Origin of the sequence: Pseudomonas sp. URIL14HWK12:I5 (assembly GCF_900176445.1) — a bacterium.
In the GTDB taxonomy this organism is placed as follows: Bacteria; Pseudomonadota; Gammaproteobacteria; order Pseudomonadales; family Pseudomonadaceae; genus Aquipseudomonas; species Aquipseudomonas monteilii.
In genome coordinates this window covers 129,639-152,303 of record NZ_FWXQ01000001.1, presented here as the reverse complement: position 1 = coordinate 152,303, position 22,665 = coordinate 129,639, and the positions used below count along the sequence as shown (strand labels likewise).

The 22,665-nt window shown below is 57.7% G+C and carries 24 protein-coding genes; 4 read left to right on the top strand and 20 right to left on the bottom strand.

The features are described 5' to 3' along the window. Nucleotides 1-84 precede the first annotated feature (84 nt). On the bottom strand, nucleotides 85-465 hold the full coding sequence (locus B9A31_RS00770) for a helix-turn-helix domain-containing protein (protein WP_084296596.1): 381 nt from the start codon (nucleotides 463-465) through the stop codon (nucleotides 85-87). Between the two features lie 167 nt (nucleotides 466-632). Then, the gene (locus B9A31_RS00765; RefSeq protein ID WP_084296595.1) at nucleotides 633-1,319 is read right to left on the bottom strand and encodes a hydrolase; all 687 of its coding nucleotides are present in this window, start codon (nucleotides 1,317-1,319) and stop codon (nucleotides 633-635) included. A gap of 207 nt (nucleotides 1,320-1,526) precedes the next feature. Between B9A31_RS00765 and B9A31_RS00760 the strand changes: the two genes are divergently transcribed. Then, a complete protein-coding gene (locus tag B9A31_RS00760; protein WP_084296594.1) occupies nucleotides 1,527-1,988 on the top strand; it encodes a RidA family protein in 462 nt (153 codons plus the stop codon). A gap of 19 nt (nucleotides 1,989-2,007) precedes the next feature. Here B9A31_RS00760 and B9A31_RS00755 read toward each other — a convergent pair whose 3' ends face one another. Then, entirely contained in the window at nucleotides 2,008-2,994 is a 987-nt protein-coding gene (locus B9A31_RS00755; RefSeq protein ID WP_174244659.1) for a LysR family transcriptional regulator, read from the bottom strand. A gap of 303 nt (nucleotides 2,995-3,297) precedes the next feature. Between B9A31_RS00755 and B9A31_RS00750 the strand changes: the two genes are divergently transcribed. Continuing rightward, nucleotides 3,298-3,771: an OsmC family protein gene (locus tag B9A31_RS00750; RefSeq protein ID WP_084296592.1), complete on the top strand. Its 474-nt coding sequence runs from the start codon at nucleotides 3,298-3,300 to the stop codon at nucleotides 3,769-3,771. A gap of 468 nt (nucleotides 3,772-4,239) precedes the next feature. On the opposite strand, the gene B9A31_RS00745 is transcribed toward B9A31_RS00750, so the two are convergent. The 3 genes from B9A31_RS00745 to B9A31_RS00735 form a co-directional block, all read right to left on the bottom strand. Continuing rightward, a complete protein-coding gene (locus B9A31_RS00745) occupies nucleotides 4,240-4,689 on the bottom strand; it encodes a carboxymuconolactone decarboxylase family protein (protein WP_084296591.1) in 450 nt (149 codons plus the stop codon). A gap of 111 nt (nucleotides 4,690-4,800) precedes the next feature. Then, nucleotides 4,801-5,466 (bottom strand): FMN-dependent NADH-azoreductase, encoded by a 666-nt coding sequence (locus B9A31_RS00740; RefSeq protein WP_084296590.1) that lies wholly within the window; start codon nucleotides 5,464-5,466, stop codon nucleotides 4,801-4,803. A gap of 30 nt (nucleotides 5,467-5,496) precedes the next feature. Beyond that, nucleotides 5,497-5,979, bottom strand: a complete 483-nt coding sequence (locus B9A31_RS00735; protein WP_084296589.1) for a GNAT family N-acetyltransferase — start codon at nucleotides 5,977-5,979, stop codon at nucleotides 5,497-5,499. A gap of 90 nt (nucleotides 5,980-6,069) precedes the next feature. On the opposite strand from B9A31_RS00735, the gene B9A31_RS00730 reads away from it, so the two are divergent. After that, a complete protein-coding gene (locus B9A31_RS00730) occupies nucleotides 6,070-7,506 on the top strand; it encodes a MocR-like pyridoxine biosynthesis transcription factor PdxR (protein ID WP_084296588.1) in 1,437 nt (478 codons plus the stop codon). Here B9A31_RS00730 and B9A31_RS00725 read toward each other — a convergent pair. Beyond that, a complete protein-coding gene (locus B9A31_RS00725) occupies nucleotides 7,499-7,978 on the bottom strand; it encodes a carboxymuconolactone decarboxylase family protein (RefSeq protein WP_012314955.1) in 480 nt (159 codons plus the stop codon). The genes B9A31_RS00730 and B9A31_RS00725 overlap by 8 nt on opposite strands. A gap of 314 nt (nucleotides 7,979-8,292) precedes the next feature. Then, complete coding sequence (locus B9A31_RS00720) at nucleotides 8,293-8,979, bottom strand: transposase (protein WP_143511999.1); 687 nt, start codon at nucleotides 8,977-8,979, stop codon at nucleotides 8,293-8,295. 165 nt (nucleotides 8,980-9,144) lie between these two features. Between B9A31_RS00720 and B9A31_RS00715 the strand changes: the two genes are divergently transcribed. Continuing rightward, a protein-coding gene (locus B9A31_RS00715; protein WP_085982910.1) for an IS3 family transposase occupies nucleotides 9,145-10,307 on the top strand; the annotation gives its coding sequence in 2 pieces (ribosomal slippage) (nucleotides 9,145-9,400 and nucleotides 9,400-10,307; 1,164 coding nt in all). Between the two features lie 45 nt (nucleotides 10,308-10,352). Here B9A31_RS00715 and B9A31_RS26870 read toward each other — a convergent pair. The 12 genes from B9A31_RS26870 to atpB form a co-directional block, all read right to left on the bottom strand. Continuing rightward, on the bottom strand, nucleotides 10,353-11,525 hold the full coding sequence (locus tag B9A31_RS26870; protein WP_143511997.1) for a TniQ family protein: 1,173 nt from the start codon (nucleotides 11,523-11,525) through the stop codon (nucleotides 10,353-10,355). A 148-nt stretch (nucleotides 11,526-11,673) separates the two neighbouring features. Further along, nucleotides 11,674-13,509 (bottom strand): glutamine--fructose-6-phosphate transaminase (isomerizing), encoded by a 1,836-nt coding sequence (glmS, locus tag B9A31_RS00705; RefSeq protein WP_084296585.1) that lies wholly within the window; start codon nucleotides 13,507-13,509, stop codon nucleotides 11,674-11,676. 3 nt (nucleotides 13,510-13,512) lie between these two features. Then, nucleotides 13,513-14,289 (bottom strand): DeoR/GlpR family DNA-binding transcription regulator, encoded by a 777-nt coding sequence (locus B9A31_RS00700; RefSeq protein ID WP_016712766.1) that lies wholly within the window; start codon nucleotides 14,287-14,289, stop codon nucleotides 13,513-13,515. A 191-nt stretch (nucleotides 14,290-14,480) separates the two neighbouring features. After that, nucleotides 14,481-15,848 carry a bifunctional UDP-N-acetylglucosamine diphosphorylase/glucosamine-1-phosphate N-acetyltransferase GlmU gene (gene glmU / locus B9A31_RS00695; protein ID WP_019099417.1) on the bottom strand — a complete coding sequence of 456 codons (1,368 nt, stop codon included), beginning with the start codon at nucleotides 15,846-15,848 and terminating at the stop codon, nucleotides 14,481-14,483. A 121-nt stretch (nucleotides 15,849-15,969) separates the two neighbouring features. Then, on the bottom strand, nucleotides 15,970-16,389 hold the full coding sequence (locus B9A31_RS00690) for a F0F1 ATP synthase subunit epsilon (protein WP_010955886.1): 420 nt from the start codon (nucleotides 16,387-16,389) through the stop codon (nucleotides 15,970-15,972). Between the two features lie 43 nt (nucleotides 16,390-16,432). Next, nucleotides 16,433-17,809, bottom strand: coding sequence for a F0F1 ATP synthase subunit beta (gene atpD / locus B9A31_RS00685; RefSeq protein ID WP_027614801.1), 1,377 nt, complete (start codon nucleotides 17,807-17,809; stop codon nucleotides 16,433-16,435). A gap of 27 nt (nucleotides 17,810-17,836) precedes the next feature. Continuing rightward, complete coding sequence (gene atpG, locus B9A31_RS00680; protein ID WP_003253195.1) at nucleotides 17,837-18,697, bottom strand: F0F1 ATP synthase subunit gamma; 861 nt, start codon at nucleotides 18,695-18,697, stop codon at nucleotides 17,837-17,839. 48 nt (nucleotides 18,698-18,745) lie between these two features. Beyond that, nucleotides 18,746-20,290: a F0F1 ATP synthase subunit alpha gene (gene atpA / locus B9A31_RS00675; protein WP_016712768.1), complete on the bottom strand. Its 1,545-nt coding sequence runs from the start codon at nucleotides 20,288-20,290 to the stop codon at nucleotides 18,746-18,748. A gap of 21 nt (nucleotides 20,291-20,311) precedes the next feature. Continuing rightward, nucleotides 20,312-20,848 carry a F0F1 ATP synthase subunit delta gene (locus B9A31_RS00670; RefSeq protein ID WP_003253191.1) on the bottom strand — a complete coding sequence of 179 codons (537 nt, stop codon included), beginning with the start codon at nucleotides 20,846-20,848 and terminating at the stop codon, nucleotides 20,312-20,314. Between the two features lie 12 nt (nucleotides 20,849-20,860). After that, nucleotides 20,861-21,331: a F0F1 ATP synthase subunit B gene (locus B9A31_RS00665; RefSeq protein WP_003253189.1), complete on the bottom strand. Its 471-nt coding sequence runs from the start codon at nucleotides 21,329-21,331 to the stop codon at nucleotides 20,861-20,863. A 56-nt stretch (nucleotides 21,332-21,387) separates the two neighbouring features. Beyond that, on the bottom strand, nucleotides 21,388-21,645 hold the full coding sequence (gene atpE / locus B9A31_RS00660) for a F0F1 ATP synthase subunit C (protein ID WP_003097235.1): 258 nt from the start codon (nucleotides 21,643-21,645) through the stop codon (nucleotides 21,388-21,390). A 142-nt stretch (nucleotides 21,646-21,787) separates the two neighbouring features. Continuing rightward, nucleotides 21,788-22,657 carry a F0F1 ATP synthase subunit A gene (atpB, locus tag B9A31_RS00655; RefSeq protein ID WP_003260030.1) on the bottom strand — a complete coding sequence of 290 codons (870 nt, stop codon included), beginning with the start codon at nucleotides 22,655-22,657 and terminating at the stop codon, nucleotides 21,788-21,790. Nucleotides 22,658-22,665: the final 8 nt, after the last annotated feature.

Here is a 22,665-nt window from a genome sequence, read left to right as displayed (position 1 = left end):
TACCACATCTATGCCGGAAAGGAGAGCTAGCAAGCGAAATCTACGAAGGCAGTACACGCCGAATTTAGCGGCACACAGTTCCGGCTAAGCCACCTGTTGCCGCCATGCCTGAGGCGTTAGGCCTTCGGATTTCATAAACGCTCGGCAGAAATGTGGCTGATCGGAGAAGCCGCACTCTAGGGCGATCTCGGCGAGCATCATCGTCGATGTCTCTAGCAGTTCTTTACTCTTCCTCAGCCGCTGCTCACGCAACCACTGCTGAGGAGAGACCTGTGTGGATTCCTTGAACCTGCGCGAGAAATAGCTGCGCGACAGTCCGCATGCTTCCGCAAGTGCGGTGACCGAAATGCCGATATCCAGATGATCCAACATCAGCTGCTTGGCCGTTTTGACTTGCCATGGTTTAAGCCGCCCCGTCGACTTAATCGCGACGGAGGCTATAACGATGCCCTTAGCACTGTTCATGGAGATCAATTCGTCCTGAAAAAATCTGAAGATGAATTGATCCGGGCGGCACTATTCGGTGAAGCATCTTCTGAAGCTTCAAACACTCCGTCATGACTGATCGCCCGGATCGGTTCGTTCCGGCCCCGCTTGTTGAGCATAAAATCAACTTTGGGGCTGATCAGGTCTCAGATCGATGCGGCCTCGGGCGCCAAGGTAGGGCCGTGCTGAACACGCTCTGGCGCTTTGTGCACCATGGTGTAGGCGTAGTCGACGCCCATGCCGTAGGCACCCGAATGCTCTTTGACCAGTTCCATGACCGCATCGTAGGTGTCGCGGTTTTTCCAGTCGCGCTGCCACTCCAGCAGCACCTGTTGCCAGGTTACTGGCACTACGCCCGCCTGGATCATGCGCTGCATGGCGTAGTCGTGTGCTTCCTTGGTCGTGCCGCCGGAAGCGTCGGCAACCATGTAGATCTCGTAGCCCGCATCGTGCATGGCGGACAGTGCGAAGGTGGTGTTGCAGACCTCAGTCCACAGGCCCGAAACAATGATCTTGTTCCGACCGTTCTTTTTCAGCGCGTCGCGAACCTTCTGGTCGTCCCAGGAGTTCATGGAGGTGCGCTCCAGCAACGGCGCATCAGGGAATACCGCGAGCAGTTCGGGGTAGGTATGGCCGGAGAAACTCTCGGTTTCGACCGTGGTGAAGATGGTGGGGACATTGAAGATCTTGGCTGCTTTGGCCAGGCCCACGGTGTTGTTCTTCAACGTCTGCCGGTCAATGCTTTGTACGCCAAAAGCCATCTGCGGTTGCTGATCGATGAAGATCAGTTGGCTGTTGAGCGGGGTCAGGACTTCAGTGTGTGGATTGCTCATTGTTCTTCCCTTTTGTTGAACGGTGGCGAGAGTTTCCCGGCGGGTTGTCGCCGAGTGCCAGCACAAGATAGCGAAACACTCAGCGAAACGGTGGCGCATTTTTGCGCTCTTGAGGGAGCAAAACTGCACCACAGGTAGCGTCCAATCCGGTGCTAGGATCTCGGCCAGTCGGATCACGTCGATCCATTTTTCGCCAAGGAGAATCCAATGGCCGCTTCACGACCTTTCAACGACGACACCGCCTACTGGGGCGTTCCATGGGAAGAGGGCTACGGCTATCCGCAGGCGCGGCGAGTCGGGAACGAGATTTTCATCTCGGGGCAGTTCAACCATGACGAAGAAGGCAACCTGGTAGCGCCGGCGCCACTGGATGCTGACGGTCGTCCGAGCGATTTTTCGTCAATGGGCGAACAGATGCGGGTTTCCTACGACAACATTGCCAAGTTGCTCGCCCTGTATGGCGCCACGATGCAGGATGTCGTTGAGGAAACGCTGTATGTGCTGGACATGGACGCTGCTTTTGCGGTCGTCGGCAAGGTGCGTAAGGCAGCTTACGGCAAGGAACGCCCGCAGGCGGCCAGCAATATCATCGGTGTATCGCGGCTCGCCCAGCGTCCCCAGCTGATTGAGATCGTGTGTCGAGCCGTCATCGGCGCCCACGCCAAATGAACGGTGCTCCCGGTTTCCGCTATGAAACCGGGATGGCCCGCTGACCTTCGACCAGCGGTTTGAGGTCGGCCACGGCAGCGGCGCAGAACGTCATGAATGCTTTCACCCGCCAGGATTTCCTGATGTCCTGGTGGGTAAGCAACCATAGCTCATCCTGAAGCTCCTGAACTACTTGGCCTGCCCGAACCAATCCTGGGGTAATGTCGCCCAGCATGCAGGGGAGGAAGCCAAAACCGAGACCTGCTGCAATAGCCGCGCTCGCAGCCGCCACGGAATCGGTGCGGTAGGAGATGAACTCAGAGGGCACCCGACATTCGACGTAGCTCGTTGCCTTCAATCCGCACAGGCCTCCCGAGTAGGATACCCACGACTGCCCCTCAGCGAAGGGGTCGGCAATCGCTGCCTGCTTGACGCTGCGATACGGCGCCCAGGCGATGTTGGCGAGCTTGCGACCCACTAGGGTATCTGCCGGTTTTTTGGTCGCACGTATCGCAATGTCCGACTCGTCCCTCGCCAAACTCAACGTCTGGTTTCCGACTAATACCTCAACGGTGATCCCCTCATTGAGGGCTTTGAAGTCCGCGATGATCGGCGTTAGAAAGTACAGCAGCAGCGAGTCGCTGGTGGTGATTCGCAGTTTCCCCAGCGGGCCTTGGCCGGCGCGAGAAACCCTGCGGGTGACACTGACGATGTCCAGTTCAACGCGCTCGGCCAGTGCACGCAGTTCGGCACCCTCGGCAGTCAGCAGATACCCCGCCTTACGATGATCGAACAGCGCGACCCCAAGCGTCTTCTCAACCTGCGCGACCCGGCGCGAGACGGTGGACACATTGATGCCGAGCTTCTTGGCCGTGGCCGCGCGGTTGCTACAGTCACTCAGCGTTTTGATGATACGCAAGTCGTCCCAGGAAAGCTGGCTTACAGCTTCTCCGGCATCCCATTTCGGTCCATTAGAATTCGATTGGGTCAGCGAGACACTTCCAGGTGAAGGCTTCACGAAAATCATTCCAGATGAGGAGGAGCAATGATACGAGAAGGGGATTAGTCTGCCCACCATTCTGGGAGTAAGTCACACTCATTCAATCCGAGACATATGCCAGCTTATTTTGAACGCAGTCAATCGCGAGCGTCCGCCTTCGACCCATAACAGACATTGATAGCTGTCCTCTTCCCGGTTCGTTGCTTGTGCACAACTTTCTCATGCACCGCTAAAAATGCAGGGCTAGTGGAAAACCATCCAGGGAGTGCACAATAACTGTGCCCAAGCGGCGCGGAGTTTTTCTGGCCATCTTTCGTCAAAGGAGTGAGCATGAAAGAACACAGTTACGCTGTCGCCGTAAATTGGATAGGCAACACGGGTGATGGTACTGCCAGCTACACGGCTTACCAAAGAGACTTCAATGTGGAAGCTCCAGGCAAAACACCTATCCTGGGCTCCGCCGACCCTGCCTTTCGCGGAAATCCCGAACGCTGGAACCCGGAAGACATGTTGCTGGCCTCTATCTCGGCCTGTCACAAGCTTTGGTATCTTCATCTGTGCGCAGTCAACAAGGTGAACGTACTGGAATACGTCGACCACCAGATGGGCCGGATGGTTGAAGCTGATGGCCAGCGCAAAGGCCATTTCAAGAGCGCAGAGTTAAGGCCTCAGGTCATGATCAGCAACGAATCGGATCTGGATCTGGCAAAACGTCTCCATGACGATGCTCACCATGAGTGTTTTATTGCCAATTCGGTCAACTTCCCCATCACATGCAGTGCTGCTGTCAAGCATCGAAACTAGATCCTTTGCGCGCACTGGCTGCGGCTCTGACCTGATCGTCCGGTACTCAATTCCCGGCCTCTGGGCGCGAATAGTATTAAGGCGAGTGTCCATTACGGGGTCGCGGTAGGGATGGCAGTTACCTGCCACCCCCGCACAGATCCGTACGCGCGGAACTACCGCATACGGCTCCTGCCTTGGGTGCGTGACGCGAAGCGATCCTCAGGATACGGGTGTGCATTCTTTGGGCTCGGTATTTAGTGATCTGTGTGCTTCTCGGGAATAGAGCGACTACGTTCGTAATCGATAGCGTTGACCCGTGGAGTGCATGTTGCCGCAGTGGGTCGAAAGCGGCCAGGCGCGAATGACCGCCTTCGACCCATAGCGGTCGTTCGGAAAGGGCAGCAATTGGCCTGAAGCAGACGGTACGCGATAGGAGCGAGGTGCCGTCTTCGAAGTATTACCTCTCCAGGCCGAGTCACTAGGTCATCAAGCCCTAGCCGCAGGTTTGAGTCGGAAGCTGACGCCCATACGGTTGAACGCATTCATTGCGGCAATCGCCGCTGTCAGGTCAACAAGATCCTTTTCTGCAAACATCGCCGATGCGGCTGCATAAGCTTCGTCGGATACCTGTGTCTCGCTTACCCTGGTGACTTCTTCCGCCCAAGCCAGTGCTGAGCGCTCCTGATCCGAGAACAAATATTCTGCTTCATGCCATACCGGGACTAACAGCACTTTGTCCACTGATACACCTGCTTTGATCAGATCGCGTGAGTGAAGATCAATGCAATGAGCGCACCCGTTGATTTGAGAAACCCTGAGAAACACGAGGTGGATCAACGAGGCTGGCAAATTTGTCGCGGTGGTCACGAAATGATGCAGCCCGCCGAGGGCCCTTGCTGCACCAGGCGAAGCTTCAAACCAATTCAGTCGATTCATGATTTCTTTTCCTTTGTAGGAGTGACGAAGAGCGTGGCCGCTTGTTGGCATACGGGCCAGTTGAGATACAAACTTAAGCGCTTGGAGTAGATGTCGGCCTTGAAGCGGACTCTAGACTTGCCCCACTCGACGGCTATGCCTACCAAAGAACGCCTGCACATCACCGTACCCTGTTGCCCTTCCAGTACTCAGTGACTCCACCCCTTTCGCGGTACCCTCAACAGTGAAGTAATGCACTTGAGTGAGACCAATGGTGGCGAGGACGGCGGACAGGTAGGGGCGCAGAAAGTCTGGTTGACGGGCCTGCGGGCCGCTGATGTAGCCCCCGCTAGCGATTGCGACATAAACCGGACGATCCGTCAGCTTTCCGATTTTGCCTTTGGCGGTGCCAACAAAGGTTTTACCCACGCGTACCACTTGGTCGATCCACATCTTGAGTGGGGCGGGCACGCTGTAGTTGTGCATCGGCGTGGCAATCAGCAGTACGTCGCATGCTTGCAGTTGGTCGATCAATTCGTTGGAACGGCTCAGCGTACTGTCCCGCCCGCTTACCGTGACTACGCGCTGATTGGCTAGTGCCTGGGCGTAAGGCGCATCGACGGGTGCCAAGGCGTTGAGGTCTAGATCGGTCAACTGGATACCCCTTCTACCGGCCTGACTGGCCAAGGCAAATAGGATCTGCTGGGACAGCTTCAGACTTTCCGAAGCCTCTGCATTGGGGCTGGTGACCAGGCGAAGAATGCGCAAAGGAGCAAGTGGCTGTTGGGACGATGTCATGAGGTTTGCCTCCTTGGATGTGCATGCGGGTTATGGAGTATCGAACTGTTTTTGAAAGCGCAGTGCACCCGTCAACAGGCCTTCACGGAAGTAGAAACGTTGCGCGCGGGCGTTGGACAAACCCGTGTCGAGCACCAGGCGTGCACAACCGCTGGCGCGGGCCAGTCGCTCCAAGGCTTGCAATAAGCGCGACCCCCACTGACCTCCCCGCTGAGCCTCGGCGGTTACAAGGTCATCGACATACAGGAATGCGCCGTAGACCAGGTTTTCCTGTAAGCGGTAACCAGCCAGTGCCACAAGAACGCCTGAGTCATAAGCGCCAATCAGGCGATAGCCTTCAACACGCATACGCTCGATCCGGCTGACGAAGTCGGCTTCGCTCGTCAGATGAGGGCGCAATTGCTGCATTACCGGGAATGCGCTGCACAGGTCATGGGTACTGTCCAGGGGACGCAGGGCCGTGTCGGCCAGGTCGAGCACGCTGGGTATGAAGTTGTGCAAAGGGAATGTCATGGGAGGCGCCCTCATGAGTAGGTGATGGCGCTATATTGGACTACCATTGACCCACTTGATTGAGCCAAGAAATGGGATATGAACTAGGCCATGATGACCTCCACCAAGCCGCCTTTTGCTCCCTTGGAAGAGCAGTCCGCCTTGCCCCTGTATCGTCAACTGTACGACCGCGTGCTGGCCGCCGTTGCCGCTGGCACGTTGTCCCCCGGTGACCGCTTGCCGTCGGCGCGCGCCATGGCTAAGGAGCTGGGGGTGGCCCGTGGCACCGTCGAACTGGCCTATTCGCTGCTGGCCAGCGAGGGGTACCTCCTGGCGCTCGGGCAGAAAGGCACCGTAATCAATCCTGAACTGCAGAAGCCCGTGTCGGCGGCCACCGCATTACCAGTCAGCAGCCAAGTGATCGAAGACGCACCTGATTCGCTCTGGCGTCCACCGCAGCTGTTGCCGTTCCAGATGGGGGTACCGGCGCTGGATGCATTTCCGCGCAAGATATGGGCGCGTCTCGGTGCTCGGTACCTACGCGGGATGCGTCTGGGAGATCTGGACTATCCGGCACCCCACGGCCTGGCAGCGTTGCGCAGCGCCATTGCCTCGTATGTGCAGGTGTCCCGAGGTATCGATTGCGGTGCCCATCAAGTGTTTATCACCAGCGGTTGGCGCAATAGCCTGTCGTTAGTCGCACATACCTTGTTGCAGCCAGGCGAGTGCGCCTGGGTGGAAGACCCGGGCTATCCTACTACGCGCCAGGTGCTTCGCCAGTTCGGCCTGGAGCTGGAAGCGGTGCCGGTTGATGCCGAAGGCATGAACGTAGAACACGCCATCGCGGGTTCTCGGGCTGCTCAGGTCGTCATGGTGACACCAGGGCATCAGAGCCCGCTGTCGATGGCACTGTCGCTGCCACGCCGACAACTGCTACTCGATTGGGCTGCCCGCACCGGTGGCTGGATTGTCGAGGACGATTACGACGGCGAGTACCGCTACGTCAGTCGTCCACTTCCAGCGCTGGCCAGCTTGGATCGCCATGGGCGCGTGCTGTATGCCGGCACCTTCAGCAAGGTGCTGTTTCCCGGTATTCGTCTGGCTTATCTGGTGGTGCCACAGGCGCAGGTGGCAGCGTTCGAGCGCGTCGGCCGGGCCTTGTTTGCTGCCGGGTCACCGTCAATTACCCAGGCTTTGGTGGCGGAGTTCGTTGCCGAGGGACACTTCGCTCGGCATATCCAACGCATGCGCCGCCTCTACAACGAGCGACGGGCATTGACCATCGAAGCACTGGAGCGGAGTTTACCGAAGGGTATGCAGGTGGAACGCTCGCCAGGCGGCATGCACCTGGTACTGCGTTTGCCGGAGGACGTAAGTGACACCGCCCTGGCCGAGCAGGTGCTGGCAAGGGGCATGTCGATACAAGCATTGTCGCGCTGGGCTGCCTCATCGCAGCGTCAGTCAGGTCTGCTCCTGAGTTTTACCAACTGCGCCACGACTGCTCCAGGCGAGCAGCTTGGCGCGTTGATCAGCAAGTTACTCAGTTGAGGTTGGCCTTGTTCAGGCCGAACAGTTCATCGGACGAGCCCGGGATCGCCTGGAAAGCCACATTGAGGCGATTCCAGCCATTGATGGCGACGATCAGGAACGACAAATCCGACAGCTCCTGCTCGGAAAACTGCTCACGCGCACTCGCATACAGGCTGTTGGAGATACCATGAGGCGGCAGTTGGGTCAGGGCTTCAGTCCACTCCAGCGCCGCCCGCTCTGCTGGCGAAAACAGCTGTGACTCACGCCAGACGGCCACGTGGTGAAGACGCAGCTCGCGCTCGCCATGGATCTTGGCCTCTTTCACATGCATATCCACGCAGAACGAACAGCCGTTGAGCTGCGAAGCGCGCAACATGATCAGGTGGGCGAGATCGGCCAGTAGCGGCTTCTTGCTCAGTTGCAGGGTGAGCTCCACCAGTTTGTTGGACGCTTGGGGAGACAGTTTGAAGTAATCAAGGCGGTTGTTCATGGGTAGTTGCTCGTAGTGGGTGGATGGTTGATGGAGCCCACTGTAGCAACGCTTGGAATAGCCCCACAGGGCCAAGATATTAGCTTCGAACTAGGCCATATCTGTATCGAAGTGCGCCATGATCACCTATCGAGCGATAGGGTCGAAGGGGCGCAATAGGCCGTTTATTGGCCTCCGCGAATGGCCGCAATGGGTCGTTAGCAGCCATTCGCGGCGGCCAATTACTGGCCGTGTAAACCACTTTTTTTACCTGTAAACCACATAGGTTTACAGTAAAAAAAAGGGGTTTACATACTCCATCCTCCAGGCACTTTTCAGCTGGGTTTTTTAGGCTTACCCGACTTCATCTCCTCCACATACTTCGCGAATGCCATCTGAGTTTCACCAGGGGTGGCCTTGGGTAAAGGCTTGCGTCGCGGGGGGTTGGCGTGGGGGCTCCGGCTTGCTGATTCGATATGCTTTATCGCTTTGCGCTCCTGCTCAGTCATGGAGGAGTCGATCGCCAGTGCAGTGACGCGCTCGTCTCTCTCCTGCCTGGCGAACTGCACAATGTTGGATGTACGCGCAGCCGGCGCTTCTAGAGGACAATAGAGGTCCTTCCGTTTCGTCCCTCTAGGGCCTTCCACCGCTATCCGGTACAATTCCTCTACATCTCTCCTGCTGCTGGAGTACTCCGTAGACCGGTAGGCCTGGCTTAGATCACTCAGCACGATGTGGCTTCTGCGGGCCTTGCGACATTCAATGTAGGCGAGGCTCAGCAGGTGCACGGCCAATCGCTTCAGTCCGAAGGTCAAGCGGTAGAGCTCCGCAGCGAACTCCCCCTCAATGGCTCGTATCTGACCGCTGCTTACCCTGACGCACTCAGCAACGTATGCCTTCCAGTCAGGACCGGCCGGATCGTCCGGCTGCATGACTCTGGGCTGGATCAACAATCGCTGAGTGTCCTCCTGATTTCGTCCCATGAGCTTATGCAACAGGCTGTAATTGGCGAGGTAGATCATAGGCAGACCTATCCGAGCGAGGGTCAGTAGTATGTCGGTCACCACGGCAGTGCCTTGGCCTTTGACGATATGCTGAGTCTCGTCCAGCAGTAGAAGTGATATGTAGTGGTCTACTAACCCCGGACACCTTTTTAGGCGAAAATGGTCGCCACACAGAGGTGTTCGATGAGCAGACAACGACGTACTTTCACCCCCGAATTCAAGCGCGAGGCAGCCGGCCTGGTGCTCGACCAGGGCTATAGCCTTACTGAAGCCGCCCGGTCGCTCGACTTGGTTGAATCGGCGCTGCGCCGCTGGGTGAATCAACTCCAGTCAGAACGTGGCGGTGCTACGCCAACGAGCAAGGCGCTGACCCCCGAGCAGCAGAAGATCCAAGAGTTGGAAGCTCGGATCAACCGGCTGGAACGGGAGAAATCGATTTTAAAAAAGGCTACCGCGCTCTTGATGGCCGAGGAACACGAGCGCTCGCGTTGATTGATCAGCTCCGCCGCGAGGAGCCTGTCGAATTACTCTGCTCGGTGTTTGAAGTCACTCGCTCGTGTTACTACGCGCATTGCCATAAACGGCGATCTCCGGACGTTGCGCGACTGGCACTGCGCGTTCGGGTTAACGAGCTATTTACACAGAGCCGTAGTGCCGCAGGTAGTCGAACCATCATGTGCATGATGCGCCAAGAAGGCATTCAGATCGGCCGCTTCAAGGTGCGCAAGTTGATGCGCGAAATGAAGCTGATCAGTAAGCAACCGGGTTCACATGCCTACAAGAAGGCCACAGTAGAGCGCCCTGACATCCCGAACGTGCTGGAGCGCGCATTCGATGTTACGGCACCGAATCAAGTATGGTGCGGCGACATCACGTATGTGTGGGCTCAAGGCCAGTGGCACTATGTGGCGGCAGTTATCGACCTTTTTGCACGTCGCATGGTGGGCTGGGCGTTTTCACCCAAACCGGACAGCGAATTGGTCATCAAGGCGCTGGACATGGCGTACGAGCACCGCGGGCGGCCGCAGAATGTACTGTTTCACAGTGATCAGGGCAGCCAGTATGGCAGCCGAGCTTTTCGTCAGCGGTTGTGGCGTTACCGCTTCAAGCAAAGCATGAGCCGCAGAGGTAATTGCCTGGACAATGCGCCTATGGAGCGTTTGTTCCGCAGCCTGAAAACGGAGTGGGTGCCAAGTGTGGGCTACATGAGTGCTGCGCAGGCACAGCAGGACATCGGCAGGTTTCTGATGCAGCGCTACAACTGGGAGCGACCGCATCAGTTCAACGGTGGGTTACCTCCGGCGATTGCCGAGGAAAAACTTAATCCGGTGTCCGGGATTAGTTGACCACTACATATGTTCCGCTCCCTGGCGGGAGCTGAATGCGAACTCTTAAACAGCAACTCCGTCCAGGTGACCCATGTTTTGTCTGGTTGTGATATCCAGTCTGGGAACTGAAGGTAAGACAAGGTGTGACCGCTTGATTAAACGTCGCGATGGACTGTCGTTCTGCATACAACAGCTATAGTGATACAGAGAATCTAAATCACGGAATGCCGACTGACTAGAGAGACGCATCGACTTATAACAGGGATAGGGACAGGAAAGAACTGCTACACCCATTGTATAGTCCTCCGTGACGTACCAAGCAGATTCATCGCCCATTGCTAAGTAGGTGCCCCATCCATTCTGAACTAACCTAGAAACGCCGTGCTCGCCGATGTCCCGCATGAAATCATCAATGTCGCCATAATGCGAGAAAATTGCTTTTATTAAGAGCTCAAGAGAGCTATCTAAGTACGCAGCATCATTGTCGACGGCTTGATCCTGCATGCGAATGGCCGCTAACTCGAGATCTTTTTCCAACCAGTAGATGTCGTGCCACGTGGTGACCCCTTCCGGCATCGTCGCCTGTACCTTGCGTCGCACAGCACTCACTGCAGCCACGGCCGAGATGTGGCGAACTGATGTGCAAAATGCATGGTTGAAGCGTGCTCGTTGAAACTCTGCGCCGTTACTATTCACGGAAGGTTCAACGTCCCACAAGTAATGACCATCACAGCCTCCCCACATTACATCTAAACGATGCTTCGGGTCGCCTAATGAGAGGCCGCAATACGGGCAGTGCGTAAGCAACAACGTATTATGCTTGTGGCAAACAGTGTCGTTTCCAAATAGAGTATATGCCCGACGCCAATATGAGAACCCAAGCCTTGCTAGGTCTTCCTTAGCGCACTCAGGACAGTAACTTACATTTTTTTCGGCGTACGGCTCACCCTTAAACGGATAGAGCTTCCGCGAGTAGGAAATATCCTGTGAATGTTTAACAACGTAATTCACAGCGAGGGAAGTATGTAGGGAAATCAGCCGATCGAAACCATAGCTTCCATCCCACCCCAAAAAGACCGAAATTTCTTTCAGGTCAGATTTGAAGAATCGAACCTTATTTTGAAATTTACGGATGTCGTCGACAGCATGAGAGTCCCAGCAGAGGAACAAAGAACGTTCCAGATACGAGCGAATTGACTCTTCAGGTTGAATTTGCAAACGCGGTATGGAGAGCATGCTGAGACTGCTTGGATAACGTAACTGTTTCGCGCCGACCCACGCGACCGCGGCCCCTATGGGAGACCGCAGTCGCGCATGACAGCTTTTATTGTCGCGGTACCGCTTTTATTGTCGGAAACCATCTTGAACAGCGACTGTCCGCTACTTACTCAACCGTAACCGACTTGGCCAGGTTACGCGGCTGGTCAACGTCGGTACCCTTGAGTACGGCGACATAGTAAGACAGCAGCTGCAGCGGAATGGTGTACAGGATTGGCGCCAAGGCATCGGCAATGTGCGGCACCTTGATCACATGGGTGCCTTCCCCATTGGTCATGCCAGCCTGCTCGTCGGCGAACACGACCAGCTCGCCACCACGGGCACGCACTTCCTGCAGGTTGGACTTCAACTTCTCCAGCAGCTCGTTGTTCGGCGCAACGGTAACCACCGGCATGTCGTTGTCCACCAGCGCCAGCGGGCCGTGCTTCAGCTCGCCTGCCGGGTAGGCTTCAGCGTGGATGTACGAGATTTCCTTGAGCTTGAGTGCACCTTCCATCGCCACCGGGTATTGCGCACCACGGCCAAGGAACAGGGTGTGGTGTTTATCGGCGAACAGCTCGGCGATCTTCTCGACAGTGGCGTCCATCGCCAGTGCTTCGCCCAGGCGGGTCGGCAGGCGACGCAGTTCTTCAACCAGTTCGGCTTCGACACCGGCTTCCAGGGTACCGCGCACCTGGCCCAGGGCCAAGGTCAGCAACATCAGCGACACCAGCTGGGTGGTGAAGGCTTTGGTCGAGGCCACACCGATTTCCGGGCCAGCCAAGGTCAACAGGGTCAGGTCCGACTCGCGTACCAGCGAGCTGATGCCCACGTTGCAGATCGCCAGGCTGCCGAGGAAACCCAGCTCCTTGGCGTTGCGCAGCGCGGCCAGGGTATCGGCGGTTTCGCCGGACTGCGAGATCGAAACGAACAGGGTATCCGGTTGCACCACCACCTTGCGGTAACGGAACTCGCTGGCCACTTCCACCTGGCACGGGATGCCGGCCAGGCTTTCCAGCCAGTAACGGGCGACCATGCCTGCGTGGTAGCTGGTGCCGCAGGCAACGATCTGCACATTGCGCACCTTGGCGAACAGTTCGGCAGCCTTCGGGCCGAAGGCCTGGACCATCACGTTGTCCTTGCCCAGGCGGCCTTCCAGGGTGCGCTGAACGACGCTTGGCTGCTCGTGGATTTCCTTGAGCATGAAGTGGCGATAGTTGCCCTTGTCAGCAGCCTCGGCACCTTCATGGTACTGCACGGTTTCGCGCTGGACCTTGTGGCCGTTCTCGTCCCAGATGGTGACCTGATCACGGCGAATTTCAGCGATGTCGCCTTCTTCCAGGTACATGAAGCGGTCAGTGACCTGGCGCAGGGCCAACTGGTCGGACGCCAGGAAGTTTTCGCCAAGGCCCAGGCCAATGACCAGAGGGCTGCCGCTGCGTGCAGCTACCAGTCGGTCGGGTTGCTTGGCGCTGACCAGTGCCAGGCCATAAGCGCCATGCAGGCGCTTGACGGCGGCTTTCAGCGCATCGGCCAGGTCTGGAGTGCTCTTCAGGGTGTTGTGGATAAGGTGGACGATCACTTCGGTGTCGGTCTGCGAGGTGAAGGCGTAGCCCAGGCCTTTCAGCTCTTCACGCAGCTCTTCGTGGTTCTCGATGATACCGTTGTGCACCACCGCCACTTCATTGCCCGAGAAGTGCGGGTGGGCGTTGCCTTCGGTCGGCGCACCGTGGGTAGCCCAACGGGTATGGGCAATACCCAGCTGGCCAGCCAGTGGGTCAGCCGCTACAGCGGCTTGCAGCTCACTGACCTTGCCGATACGGCGACGGCGCTGCAATTCACCGCCTTGGGTAAGAACAGCCAGGCCTGCGCTGTCGTACCCGCGGTACTCCAGACGCTTGAGGCCTTCGATCAGGATGGCTGTGATATTGCGCTCGGCGATGGCACCAACGATTCCACACATGTTTTATTGCTCCTGGCTGATCGCGGCGCAGATCAGGTTGATGCCGCGGGCTTGAATTTGTTCACGTGCCGCTGCGGGCAGTCGTTCGTCTGTAATAAGGGTGTGCACGCTGCTCCAGGGCAGCTCGAGGTTAGGGATCTTGCGCCCCACCTTGTCCGACTCGACCATCACGATCACTTCGCGGGCAACTTCAGCCATGACCCGGCTAAGCCCCAGCAGTTCGTTGAAGGTGGTGGTACCCCGGCCGAGGTCGATGCCATCGGCACCGATGAACAGCTGGTCGAAATCGTAAGAGCGCAAAACCTGCTCGGCCACCTGGCCCTGGAACGACTCGGAATGCGGGTCCCAGGTACCGCCGGTCATCAGCAGCACCGGCTCGTGTTCAAGGTCGCTGATGGCACGGGCCACATTCAGCGAATTGGTCATCACCACCAGGCCTGGCTGACGCCCCAGCTCGGGGATCATGGCTGCCGTGGTGCTGCCGCTGTCGATGATGATGCGCGCATGTTCGCGGATTCGACCAACCGCGGCACGGGCGATGGCCTTCTTGTAGGAAGACACAGGCTGGGCCGGCTCACCGAGCAGTTCTTGCGGCACGGGTACTGCACCACCGTAGCGGCGTAGCAGCAGGCCGTTGGTTTCGAGGGCGGCAAGATCTTTGCGAATGGTTACTTCCGAAGTCTCGAAACGTTTGGCCAAAGCGTCCACGCTCACCTCGCCCTGCTCACTGAGCAACGCCAGGATGTTGTGCCGCCGCTGTGGGGTATTTCGTTTCGACATGAGTGCTTAAGTTTCGTTTCGAAAGATAATGATTGCAATCAAAACCTAAGATGAACGATTCGTCAAGCTGTCGCTGCCCTGTGGATAGTTTTAACCCGATTCGCTGCAGCCCTACAGGCACCGCAAAAAACCAATAAAAAAGCCGACTTACTCACATAAGTCGGCTTTCGATCCAAACAGCTGTGAACAAATCAGCTCTTCTTGATTTTTTCCGGGCGCTTCCAGCCCGATATGTTGCGCTGGCGCGCACGGGCCACCGCCAGGTCACCGGCTTCGACAGCCTGAGTGATGGTCGAACCGGCTGCAGTGGTCGCGCCGGCCTGAATTTCCACAGGCGCTACCAGCGAGTTGTTCGAACCGATGAACACGTCCTCACCCATCACGGTCTTGAACTTGTTCGCGCCATCGTAGTTGCAGGTGATAGTACCGGCGCCAATATTGGTGCGCGCACCGATTTCGGCATCGCCCAGGTAGGTCAGGTGACCGGCCTTGGCGCCTTCGCCCAAGTGGGCGTTTTTCAGTTCCACGAAGTTACCCACATGGGCTTTGGCATCCAGCACGCTGCCTGGGCGCAGGCGGGCGAACGGGCCAGCGTCGCTACCCTCGCCCATCACGGCGCCTTCAAGGTGGCTGTTAGCCTTGACCACCGCGCCTTTGCGCAGGGTGGTGTTCTTGATCACGCAGTTAGGGCCGATCTGCACATCGTCCTCGATGACAACCTTGCCTTCGAGAATCACGTTGATGTCGATCAGCACGTCACGGCCAACGGTCACTTCACCCCGTACATCGAAGCGTGCCGGGTCGCGCAGGGTTACACCTTGGGCCATCAGGCGGCGGCCTTCACGCAGCTGGTAGTGACGCTCCAGCTCGGACAGCTGGCGGCGGTCGTTGGCGCCCTGCACTTCCATCGGGTCGTGCGGCTGCTCGGTAGCCACTACCAGGCCATCGGCCACTGCCATGGCGATGACGTCGGTCAGGTAATACTCGCCTTGGGCGTTGTTGTTCGACAGACGGCCCATCCAGTCAGCCAGACGCGCAGCTGGCAATGCCAAGATACCGGTGTTGCCTTCCTTGATCGCTTTCTGCACGTCGTTGGCGTCCTTGTGCTCAACGATGGCAGTTACCTTGCCCTGCTCGTCACGGACGATACGGCCATAACCTGTCGGATCGTCCAGGGTAACAGTGAGCAGGCCCAACTGCTGGTCGTTGGCCTTGGCCAACAGACGCTGCAGGGTCTCCACTTCGATCAACGGCACGTCACCGTACAACACCAGCACGGTGTCGGCAGTCAGCGCCGGCAGAGCCTGGGCAACAGCATGGCCGGTACCCAGCTGTTTATCCTGCATGACGAAGTTCAGGTCGTCAGCGGCCAGGCGCTCGCGAACCAGCTCGGCACCATGGCCAATCACAACATGAATACCTTGCGGCTCCAGTTGGCGCGCACTGTGGATAACATGGCCGAGCATGGAGTTGCCGGCTACCGGGTGCAGCACCTTGGGCAGCGCCGAGCGCATGCGGGTGCCTTGGCCGGCGGCGAGAATAACGATATCGAGTGACATTACTGGCTACCAATCCTGGGCGGTCAGTGGAATGACCGGGGGGAGAAATCAGAAAAAGAAAAAGGGTAGCCGAGGCTACCCTTTTACTCAATCGCAACAGAAGTTATCAGCCAAAGGCCGATTACTTGCCTTTGCGCATTTGCTGGACGGTGCGCAGCTGGGCTGCGGCCTCGGCCAGACGTGCGGCGGCGGCACCGTAGTCGAAGTCCGCGCCTTTCAGATTCAGGGCGTTCTCAGCAGCCTTGAGGGCTTCCTGAGCCTGAGCTTCATCCAGGTCTGCAGCACGTTGCACGGTATCGGCAAGCACCTTGACCATGTTTGGCTGAACCTCGAGGAAGCCACCAGAGATGTAGAACACCTCATGGGCGCCACCCTGCTTGGTCAGCGTGATCGGACCAGGCTTGAGATTGGTGATCAGCGGCGCGTGGCCTGGAGCGATACCAAGATCACCCAGGTTACCGTGCGCAACTACCATCTCGACCAGGCCGGAGAAAATCTCTCCTTCCGCGCTGACGATATCGCAATGGACTGTCATAGCCATCTGCTTGCCTCAACCTGATAGCGCCCCTTGCGGGGCGCAGGAATTACAGTTTCTTGGCTTTCTCGATCGCTTCGTCGATGCTGCCGACCATGTAGAACGCTTGTTCTGGCAGGTGGTCGTAGTCACCTTTGAGGATGCCGCTGAAGCCAGCGATGGTGTCTTTCAGGGAAACGTACTTGCCTGGCGAACCGGTGAAGACTTCGGCCACGAAGAACGGCTGCGACAGGAAGCGCTGGATCTTACGAGCGCGGGCTACCAGTTGCTTGTCGGTCTCGGACAGTTCGTCCATACCCAGGATCGCGATGATGTCTTTCAGCTCTTTGTAGCGCTGCAGAACATACTGAACGCCACGAGCGGTCTCGTAGTGCTCGTTGCCGATCACGTTCGGGTCAAGCTGGCGCGAAGTCGAGTCCAGTGGGTCGACCGCTGGGTAGATACCCAGGGAGGCGATGTCACGGGACAGAACGACGGTGGCGTCCAAGTGGGCGAAGGTGGTCGCTGGCGACGGGTCGGTCAAGTCGTCCGCAGGTACGTATACGGCCTGAACGGAGGTGATCGAACCTTCCTTGGTGGAGGTGATGCGCTCTTGCAGAACGCCCATCTCTTCAGCCAGGGTCGGCTGGTAACCTACTGCCGAAGGCATACGGCCCAGCAGTGCGGATACTTCGGTACCGGCCAGGGTGTAACGATAGATGTTGTCGACGAACAGCAGAACGTCGTTACCTTCGTCACGGAACTTCTCGGCCATGGTCAGGCCAGTCAGCGCTACGCGCAGACGGTTTCCTGGTGGCTCGTTCATCTGACCGTAGACCAGCGCTACCTTGTCGAGAACGTTGGAGTCCTTCATCTCGTGGTAGAAGTCGTTACCCTCACGAGTACGCTCACCCACACCAGCGAACACGGAGTAACCGCTGTGTTCCATGGCGATGTTACGGATCAGTTCCATCATGTTTACGGTCTTGCCAACACCGGCACCACCGAACAGACCAACTTTACCACCCTTGGCGAACGGGCAAACCAGGTCGATAACCTTGATGCCGGTTTCCAGCAGGTCGTTGCCGCCTGCCTGGTCAGCGAACGATGGCGCTGGCTGGTGGATACCGCGACGCTCTTCTTCGCCGATCGGGCCGGCTTCGTCGATTGGGTTGCCCAGTACGTCCATGATACGGCCCAGGGTGGCCTTACCAACAGGAACGGAAATGGCAGCGCCGGAGTCAACGACTTCCAGACCGCGCTTCAGGCCTTCGGTCGAGCCCATCGCAATGGTACGAACCACGCCGTCGCCCAGCTGCTGCTGAACTTCCAGGGTGGTTTCCGCGCCTTGTACTTTCAGCGCGTTGTAAACACTCGGCACGACGTCACGTGGGAATTCCACGTCGATGACGGCGCCGATGATTTGAACGATACGTCCGCTACTCATAGCTGGATCCTCTGAATATGTGAACCGTTAAACCGCGGCAGCGCCGCCGACGATTTCCGAGATCTCCTGGGTGATCGCAGCCTGACGCGCCTTGTTGTAGATCAACTGAAGCTCTTTGATCAAATCACCGGCGTTGTCTGTGGCGTTCTTCATGGCGATCATCCGGGCCGCTTGTTCAGCAGCGTTGTTCTCGACCACCGCCTGGTACACCTGCGACTCCACGTAACGCACCATCAAGCCGTCCAGCAGCTCTTTTGCGTCGGGTTCGTACAGGTAATCCCAGTGATGCTTGAGATCCTGATCCGGGGTTGCCACCAACGGTACCAATTGCTCGACCGTTGGCTTCTGGGTCATGGTATTGATGAACTTGTTCGAAACCACCGAGAGGCGATCGATACGGCCGTCCAGGTAGGCGTCCAGCATCACTTTGACGGAGCCGATCAGGTCGTTGATCGATGGCTCTTCGCCCAGGTGGCTGATCGCGGCTACGACGTTGCCGCCAAAGATGCGGAAGAAAGTCGCACCCTTGCTGCCGATCACGCACAGGTCGATTTCCACGCCCTGTTCGCGGTTTGCGCTCATGTCCTTGACCAGGGCCTTGAACAGGTTGGTGTTCAAGCCACCGCACAGACCACGGTCACTGCTCACCACGATATAACCGGCGCGCTTTACAGGGCGCTCGATCATGAACGGGTGGCGGTATTCGGGGTTGGCGTTGGCCAGATGACCGATCACCTGGCGGATACGCTCCGCGTAAGGACGGCTAGCAGCCATGCGCATTTGTGCCTTGCGCATTTTGCTGACCGCCACTTTCTCCATGGCGCTGGTAATTTTTTGCGTGCTTTTGATGCTCGCAATCTTACTGCGAATCTCTTTTGCGCCTGCCATGTATCACCTATCAGGTTAGCAAGCGGGGGCCACGGCCCCCGCTGCGGCTTACCAGGTCTGGGTGGCCTTGAACTTCTCGATACCGGCTTTCAGGCCTGCGTCGATTTCGTCGTTGAAGTCACCCTTCACGTTGATCTTCGCCATCAGTTCGGCGTGATCACGGTTGAAGAAGGCGATCAGTGCTTGCTCGAAGCTGCCGATCTTGGAGACTTCTACGTCAGTCAGGAAGCCACGCTCAGCGGCGTACAGCGACAGGGCCATGTCTGCGATGGACATTGGCGCGTACTGCTTCTGCTTCATCAGCTCGGTAACGCGCTGACCATGCTCCAGCTGCTTGCGGGTCGCTTCGTCCAGATCGGACGCGAACTGGGCGAATGCAGCCAGTTCACGGTACTGAGCCAGCGCGGTACGAATACCACCGGACAGCTTCTTGATGATCTTGGTCTGAGCGGCACCACCTACGCGGGATACCGAAACACCGGCGTTCACTGCAGGGCGGATGCCCGAGTTGAACATGGCCGATTCCAGGAAGATCTGACCGTCGGTGATGGAAATCACGTTGGTCGGAACGAACGCGGAAACGTCGCCAGCCTGGGTTTCGATGATCGGCAGGGCGGTCAGGGAACCGGTTTTGCCAGTGACTGCGCCGTTGGTGAACTTCTCGACGTACTCTTCCGAAACGCGCGAAGCACGCTCCAGCAGACGGGAGTGGAGATAGAACACGTCGCCTGGGTACGCTTCACGTCCTGGTGGACGGCGCAGCAGCAGGGAGATCTGACGGTAAGCAACGGCCTGCTTGGACAGGTCATCGTAAACGATCAGGGCGTCTTCACCGCGGTCACGGAAGAACTCGCCCATGGTGCAGCCGGCGTATGGCGCCAAGAACTGCAGTGCGGCGGATTCCGAAGCACTGGCAACGACCACGATGGTGTTGGCCAGGGCGCCGGCTTCTTCCAGCTTGCGAACGATGTTGGCAACGGTGGAACGCTTCTGGCCGACAGCAACATAAACACAGAAAATACCGGAGTCTTTCTGGTTGATGATGGCGTCGATGGCCATGGCGGTCTTGCCGATCTGACGGTCACCGATGATCAGCTCGCGCTGGCCACGGCCGACAGGGATCATGGCGTCGACGGACTTGTAGCCAGTCTGTACAGGCTGGTCTACCGACTTACGCCAGATCACGCCTGGAGCCACTTTCTCGACTGCGTCGGTCTGGGTGTTGCCCAGAGGACCTTTGCCGTCGATCGGGTTGCCCAGTGCGTCAACGACGCGACCCAGCAGTTCCTTACCAACAGGAACTTCCAGGATGCGGCCGGTGCACTTGGCGCTCATGCCTTCGGCGAGGGTGTCGTATGCACCCAGGATCACTGCACCTACGGAGTCTTGCTCCAGGTTCAGGGCCATGCCGAATACGCTGCCAGGGAACTCGATCATTTCGCCGTACATGACGTCGGCCAGACCGTGGATCCGCACGATACCGTCGGATACCGAAACAACGGTACCTTCGTTACGGGCTTGGGAGCTCACATCGAGGTTGTCGATGCGGCCCTTGATGATTTCACTAATTTCGGAAGGATTGAGTTGCTGCATTGCTCTGCTGCCCCTTCAAACTCAAGATTTCAATGCTTCGGCCAGTTTCGCGATTTTGCCGCGAACAGAGCCATCGATTACCAGGTCACCAGCGCGGATGACGACGCCGCCAATCAGGCTGGCATCCTCCGACGCGTGCAGGCGCACTTCCTGGCCTAACCGTGCACTGAGAACCTTGGCGAGTTTGTCTTGCTGTTCTTGGTTCAACGCGAAGGCACTGGTGACTTCCACGTCCACGGATTTCTCTTGCTCGGCCTTGTACAGGTCGAACAGGGCGGCAATCTCCGGCAGAAGCAGGAGACGGTCGTTTTCCGCGGCAACATGAATAAAATTCTGTGCCTGTGCATTGAACTTGTCACCGCACACGTCAATGAACGTGGCGGCCTTTTCTGCGCTCGTCAGTCGCGGGGCCTTGAGCAGGCGCTGCATGGTGTCGTCTTGCGACACCGCAGCAGCCAGGCCGAGCATGGCTGACCAATTGGCCAGTTGCTGATGGGCCTGGGCATGCTCAAAGGCAGCCTTAGCGTAAGGTCGGGCCAACGTGGTCAGTTCTGCCATGATCGCCCTCGCTTAAATTTCAGCGGCCAGTTTGTTAACCAGCTCCGCATGCGCGTTTTGATCGATTGTGGCGCCAAGGATCTTTTCGGCACCGCCAACGGCCAGGGCACCCACTTGGGCACGCAGGGCGTCTTTAGCGCTGTTCAGTTCCTGTTCGATCTCGGCCAGAGCCTGAGCCTTCACACGGTCAGCTTCGACGCGGGCCTGTTCACGGGCTTCCTCGACAAGCTGAGCAGCGCGTTTCTTGCTTTGCTCAATGATTTCGGCTGCCTGTGCTTTAGCTTCACGCAGTTGCTGACCCGCTTTTTCTTGGGCCAGCTCCAGGTCGCGAGCTGCGCGGTTGGCAGCGTCCAAGCCGTCGGCAATCTTCTTTTGGCGCTCTTGCAGAGCAGTGATGACCGGAGGCCATACATACTTCATGCAGAAGAGTACAAAAATCAGAAAAGCAACGGATTGGCCAATCAGGGTTGCATTAATGTTCACGCCAACACCTCGCTCGGTCTTAATTCATACAGCCATCAACTCGTGGTGACGAGTGATTAGCCGGCGATCTGACCAACGAACGGATTCGCGAAGGTGAAGAACAGAGCGATACCAACACCGATCATGGTTACGGCGTCGAGCAGACCGGCAACGATGAACATTTTGACCTGCAGCATCGGAACCATTTCTGGTTGACGAGCAGCGCCTTCCAGGAATTTGCCGCCCAGCAGGCCGAAACCAATGGCGGTACCCAGAGCACCCAGGCCGATCAGCAGAGCAACAGCGATAGCGGTCAGACCAACTACAGTTTCCATCTTTCCTCCCGACTTTTACGTCGTATTGGTTAGGTTTTTAGTTTGAAGCGGTAAAACAAATCGTGAGTACAGCTGCCCTTGCGGACTTTTTAAGCCCTCCCCCCGAACAGGCGAGGAAGGCTATCAGACACGCCAGGCGGTCTTAATGGTTATCTTCGTGCGCCATCGACAGGTAGACGATGGTCAGCATCATGAAGATGAAAGCTTGCAGGGTGATGATCAGGATGTGGAACACAGCCCACGCCCATTGCAGCACCACACCCAGGCCGCTCAGCCACAGCAGGCCGGAGCCGAACATGACTGCGATCAGGATGAACACCAGTTCGCCGGCATACATGTTGCCGAACAGACGCAGTGCCAGCGAGATCGGCTTGGCGATCAGGGTGACGAATTCCAGCAGGAAGTTGACCGGAATCAGCAGGATCTGAACGAAGATGTTCTTGCTGCCGAACGGGTGCAGGGTCAGCTCACCGATGAAGCCGCCCAGGCCCTTGACCTTGATGCTGTAGAAGATGATCAGGGCGAACACACAGAAGGCCATGGCCAGGGTCGCGTTCGGGTCGGTGGTCGACACGGCGCGGAACGGAATGTGCGGGTCACCGGAAATCAGGATGGCCAGCTGAGGAATCCAGTCGACCGGTACCAGGTCGACGGCGTTCATCAGGAATACCCAGACGAAAATGGTCAGCGCCAGCGGAGCGATTACCGGGCTACGGCCGTGGAAGGAGTCCTTCACGCTGCCGTTGACGAAGTCGACCATCACTTCAACGAAGTTCTGCAGACCGCCAGGTTGGCCGGAAGTCGCCTTCTTGGCCGCCATGCGGAAGATGAACAGGAAGATCAGACCCAGCGCGACGGACCAACCCAGGGTGTCCAGGTGGAACGCCCAGAAGCCCATTGCCTTGGCTTCTGCAGCCGAATGGGCGAAGCCCCAGCTGCCGTCTGGTAGTTGACCGTAGGTCAGGTTCTGCAAGTGGTGCTGGATATAGCCCGAAGCGGTTTCTGCTGCCATGGTTGCCT

What these genes read in the sequence shown, in the direction of transcription:
- atpB (WP_003260030.1), bottom strand. Translation starts at nt 22,657, where the DNA reads ATGGCAGCAGAAACCGCTTCGGGCTATATCCAGCACCACTTGCAGAAC.
- B9A31_RS00770 (WP_084296596.1), bottom strand. Translation starts at nt 465, where the DNA reads ATGAACAGTGCTAAGGGCATCGTTATAGCCTCCGTCGCGATTAAGTCG.
- atpE (WP_003097235.1), bottom strand. Translation starts at nt 21,645, where the DNA reads ATGGAAACTGTAGTTGGTCTGACCGCTATCGCTGTTGCTCTGCTGATC.
- B9A31_RS00745 (WP_084296591.1), bottom strand. Translation starts at nt 4,689, where the DNA reads ATGAATCGACTGAATTGGTTTGAAGCTTCGCCTGGTGCAGCAAGGGCC.
- B9A31_RS00690 (WP_010955886.1), bottom strand. Translation starts at nt 16,389, where the DNA reads ATGGCTATGACAGTCCATTGCGATATCGTCAGCGCGGAAGGAGAGATT.
- glmU (WP_019099417.1), bottom strand. Translation starts at nt 15,848, where the DNA reads ATGTCACTCGATATCGTTATTCTCGCCGCCGGCCAAGGCACCCGCATG.
- B9A31_RS00735 (WP_084296589.1), bottom strand. Translation starts at nt 5,979, where the DNA reads ATGACATTCCCTTTGCACAACTTCATACCCAGCGTGCTCGACCTGGCC.
- atpD (WP_027614801.1), bottom strand. Translation starts at nt 17,809, where the DNA reads ATGAGTAGCGGACGTATCGTTCAAATCATCGGCGCCGTCATCGACGTG.
- B9A31_RS00755 (WP_174244659.1), bottom strand. Translation starts at nt 2,994, where the DNA reads ATGATTTTCGTGAAGCCTTCACCTGGAAGTGTCTCGCTGACCCAATCG.
- B9A31_RS00740 (WP_084296590.1), bottom strand. Translation starts at nt 5,466, where the DNA reads ATGACATCGTCCCAACAGCCACTTGCTCCTTTGCGCATTCTTCGCCTG.
- atpA (WP_016712768.1), bottom strand. Translation starts at nt 20,290, where the DNA reads ATGCAGCAACTCAATCCTTCCGAAATTAGTGAAATCATCAAGGGCCGC.
- B9A31_RS00750 (WP_084296592.1), top strand. Translation starts at nt 3,298, where the DNA reads ATGAAAGAACACAGTTACGCTGTCGCCGTAAATTGGATAGGCAACACG.
- B9A31_RS00760 (WP_084296594.1), top strand. Translation starts at nt 1,527, where the DNA reads ATGGCCGCTTCACGACCTTTCAACGACGACACCGCCTACTGGGGCGTT.
- B9A31_RS00765 (WP_084296595.1), bottom strand. Translation starts at nt 1,319, where the DNA reads ATGAGCAATCCACACACTGAAGTCCTGACCCCGCTCAACAGCCAACTG.
- B9A31_RS00725 (WP_012314955.1), bottom strand. Translation starts at nt 7,978, where the DNA reads ATGAACAACCGCCTTGATTACTTCAAACTGTCTCCCCAAGCGTCCAAC.
- B9A31_RS00670 (WP_003253191.1), bottom strand. Translation starts at nt 20,848, where the DNA reads ATGGCAGAACTGACCACGTTGGCCCGACCTTACGCTAAGGCTGCCTTT.
- atpG (WP_003253195.1), bottom strand. Translation starts at nt 18,697, where the DNA reads ATGGCAGGCGCAAAAGAGATTCGCAGTAAGATTGCGAGCATCAAAAGC.
- B9A31_RS00720 (WP_143511999.1), bottom strand. Translation starts at nt 8,979, where the DNA reads ATGATCTACCTCGCCAATTACAGCCTGTTGCATAAGCTCATGGGACGA.
- glmS (WP_084296585.1), bottom strand. Translation starts at nt 13,509, where the DNA reads ATGTGTGGAATCGTTGGTGCCATCGCCGAGCGCAATATCACAGCCATC.
- B9A31_RS00730 (WP_084296588.1), top strand. Translation starts at nt 6,070, where the DNA reads ATGATGACCTCCACCAAGCCGCCTTTTGCTCCCTTGGAAGAGCAGTCC.
- B9A31_RS00700 (WP_016712766.1), bottom strand. Translation starts at nt 14,289, where the DNA reads ATGTCGAAACGAAATACCCCACAGCGGCGGCACAACATCCTGGCGTTG.
- B9A31_RS26870 (WP_143511997.1), bottom strand. Translation starts at nt 11,525, where the DNA reads ATGCTCTCCATACCGCGTTTGCAAATTCAACCTGAAGAGTCAATTCGC.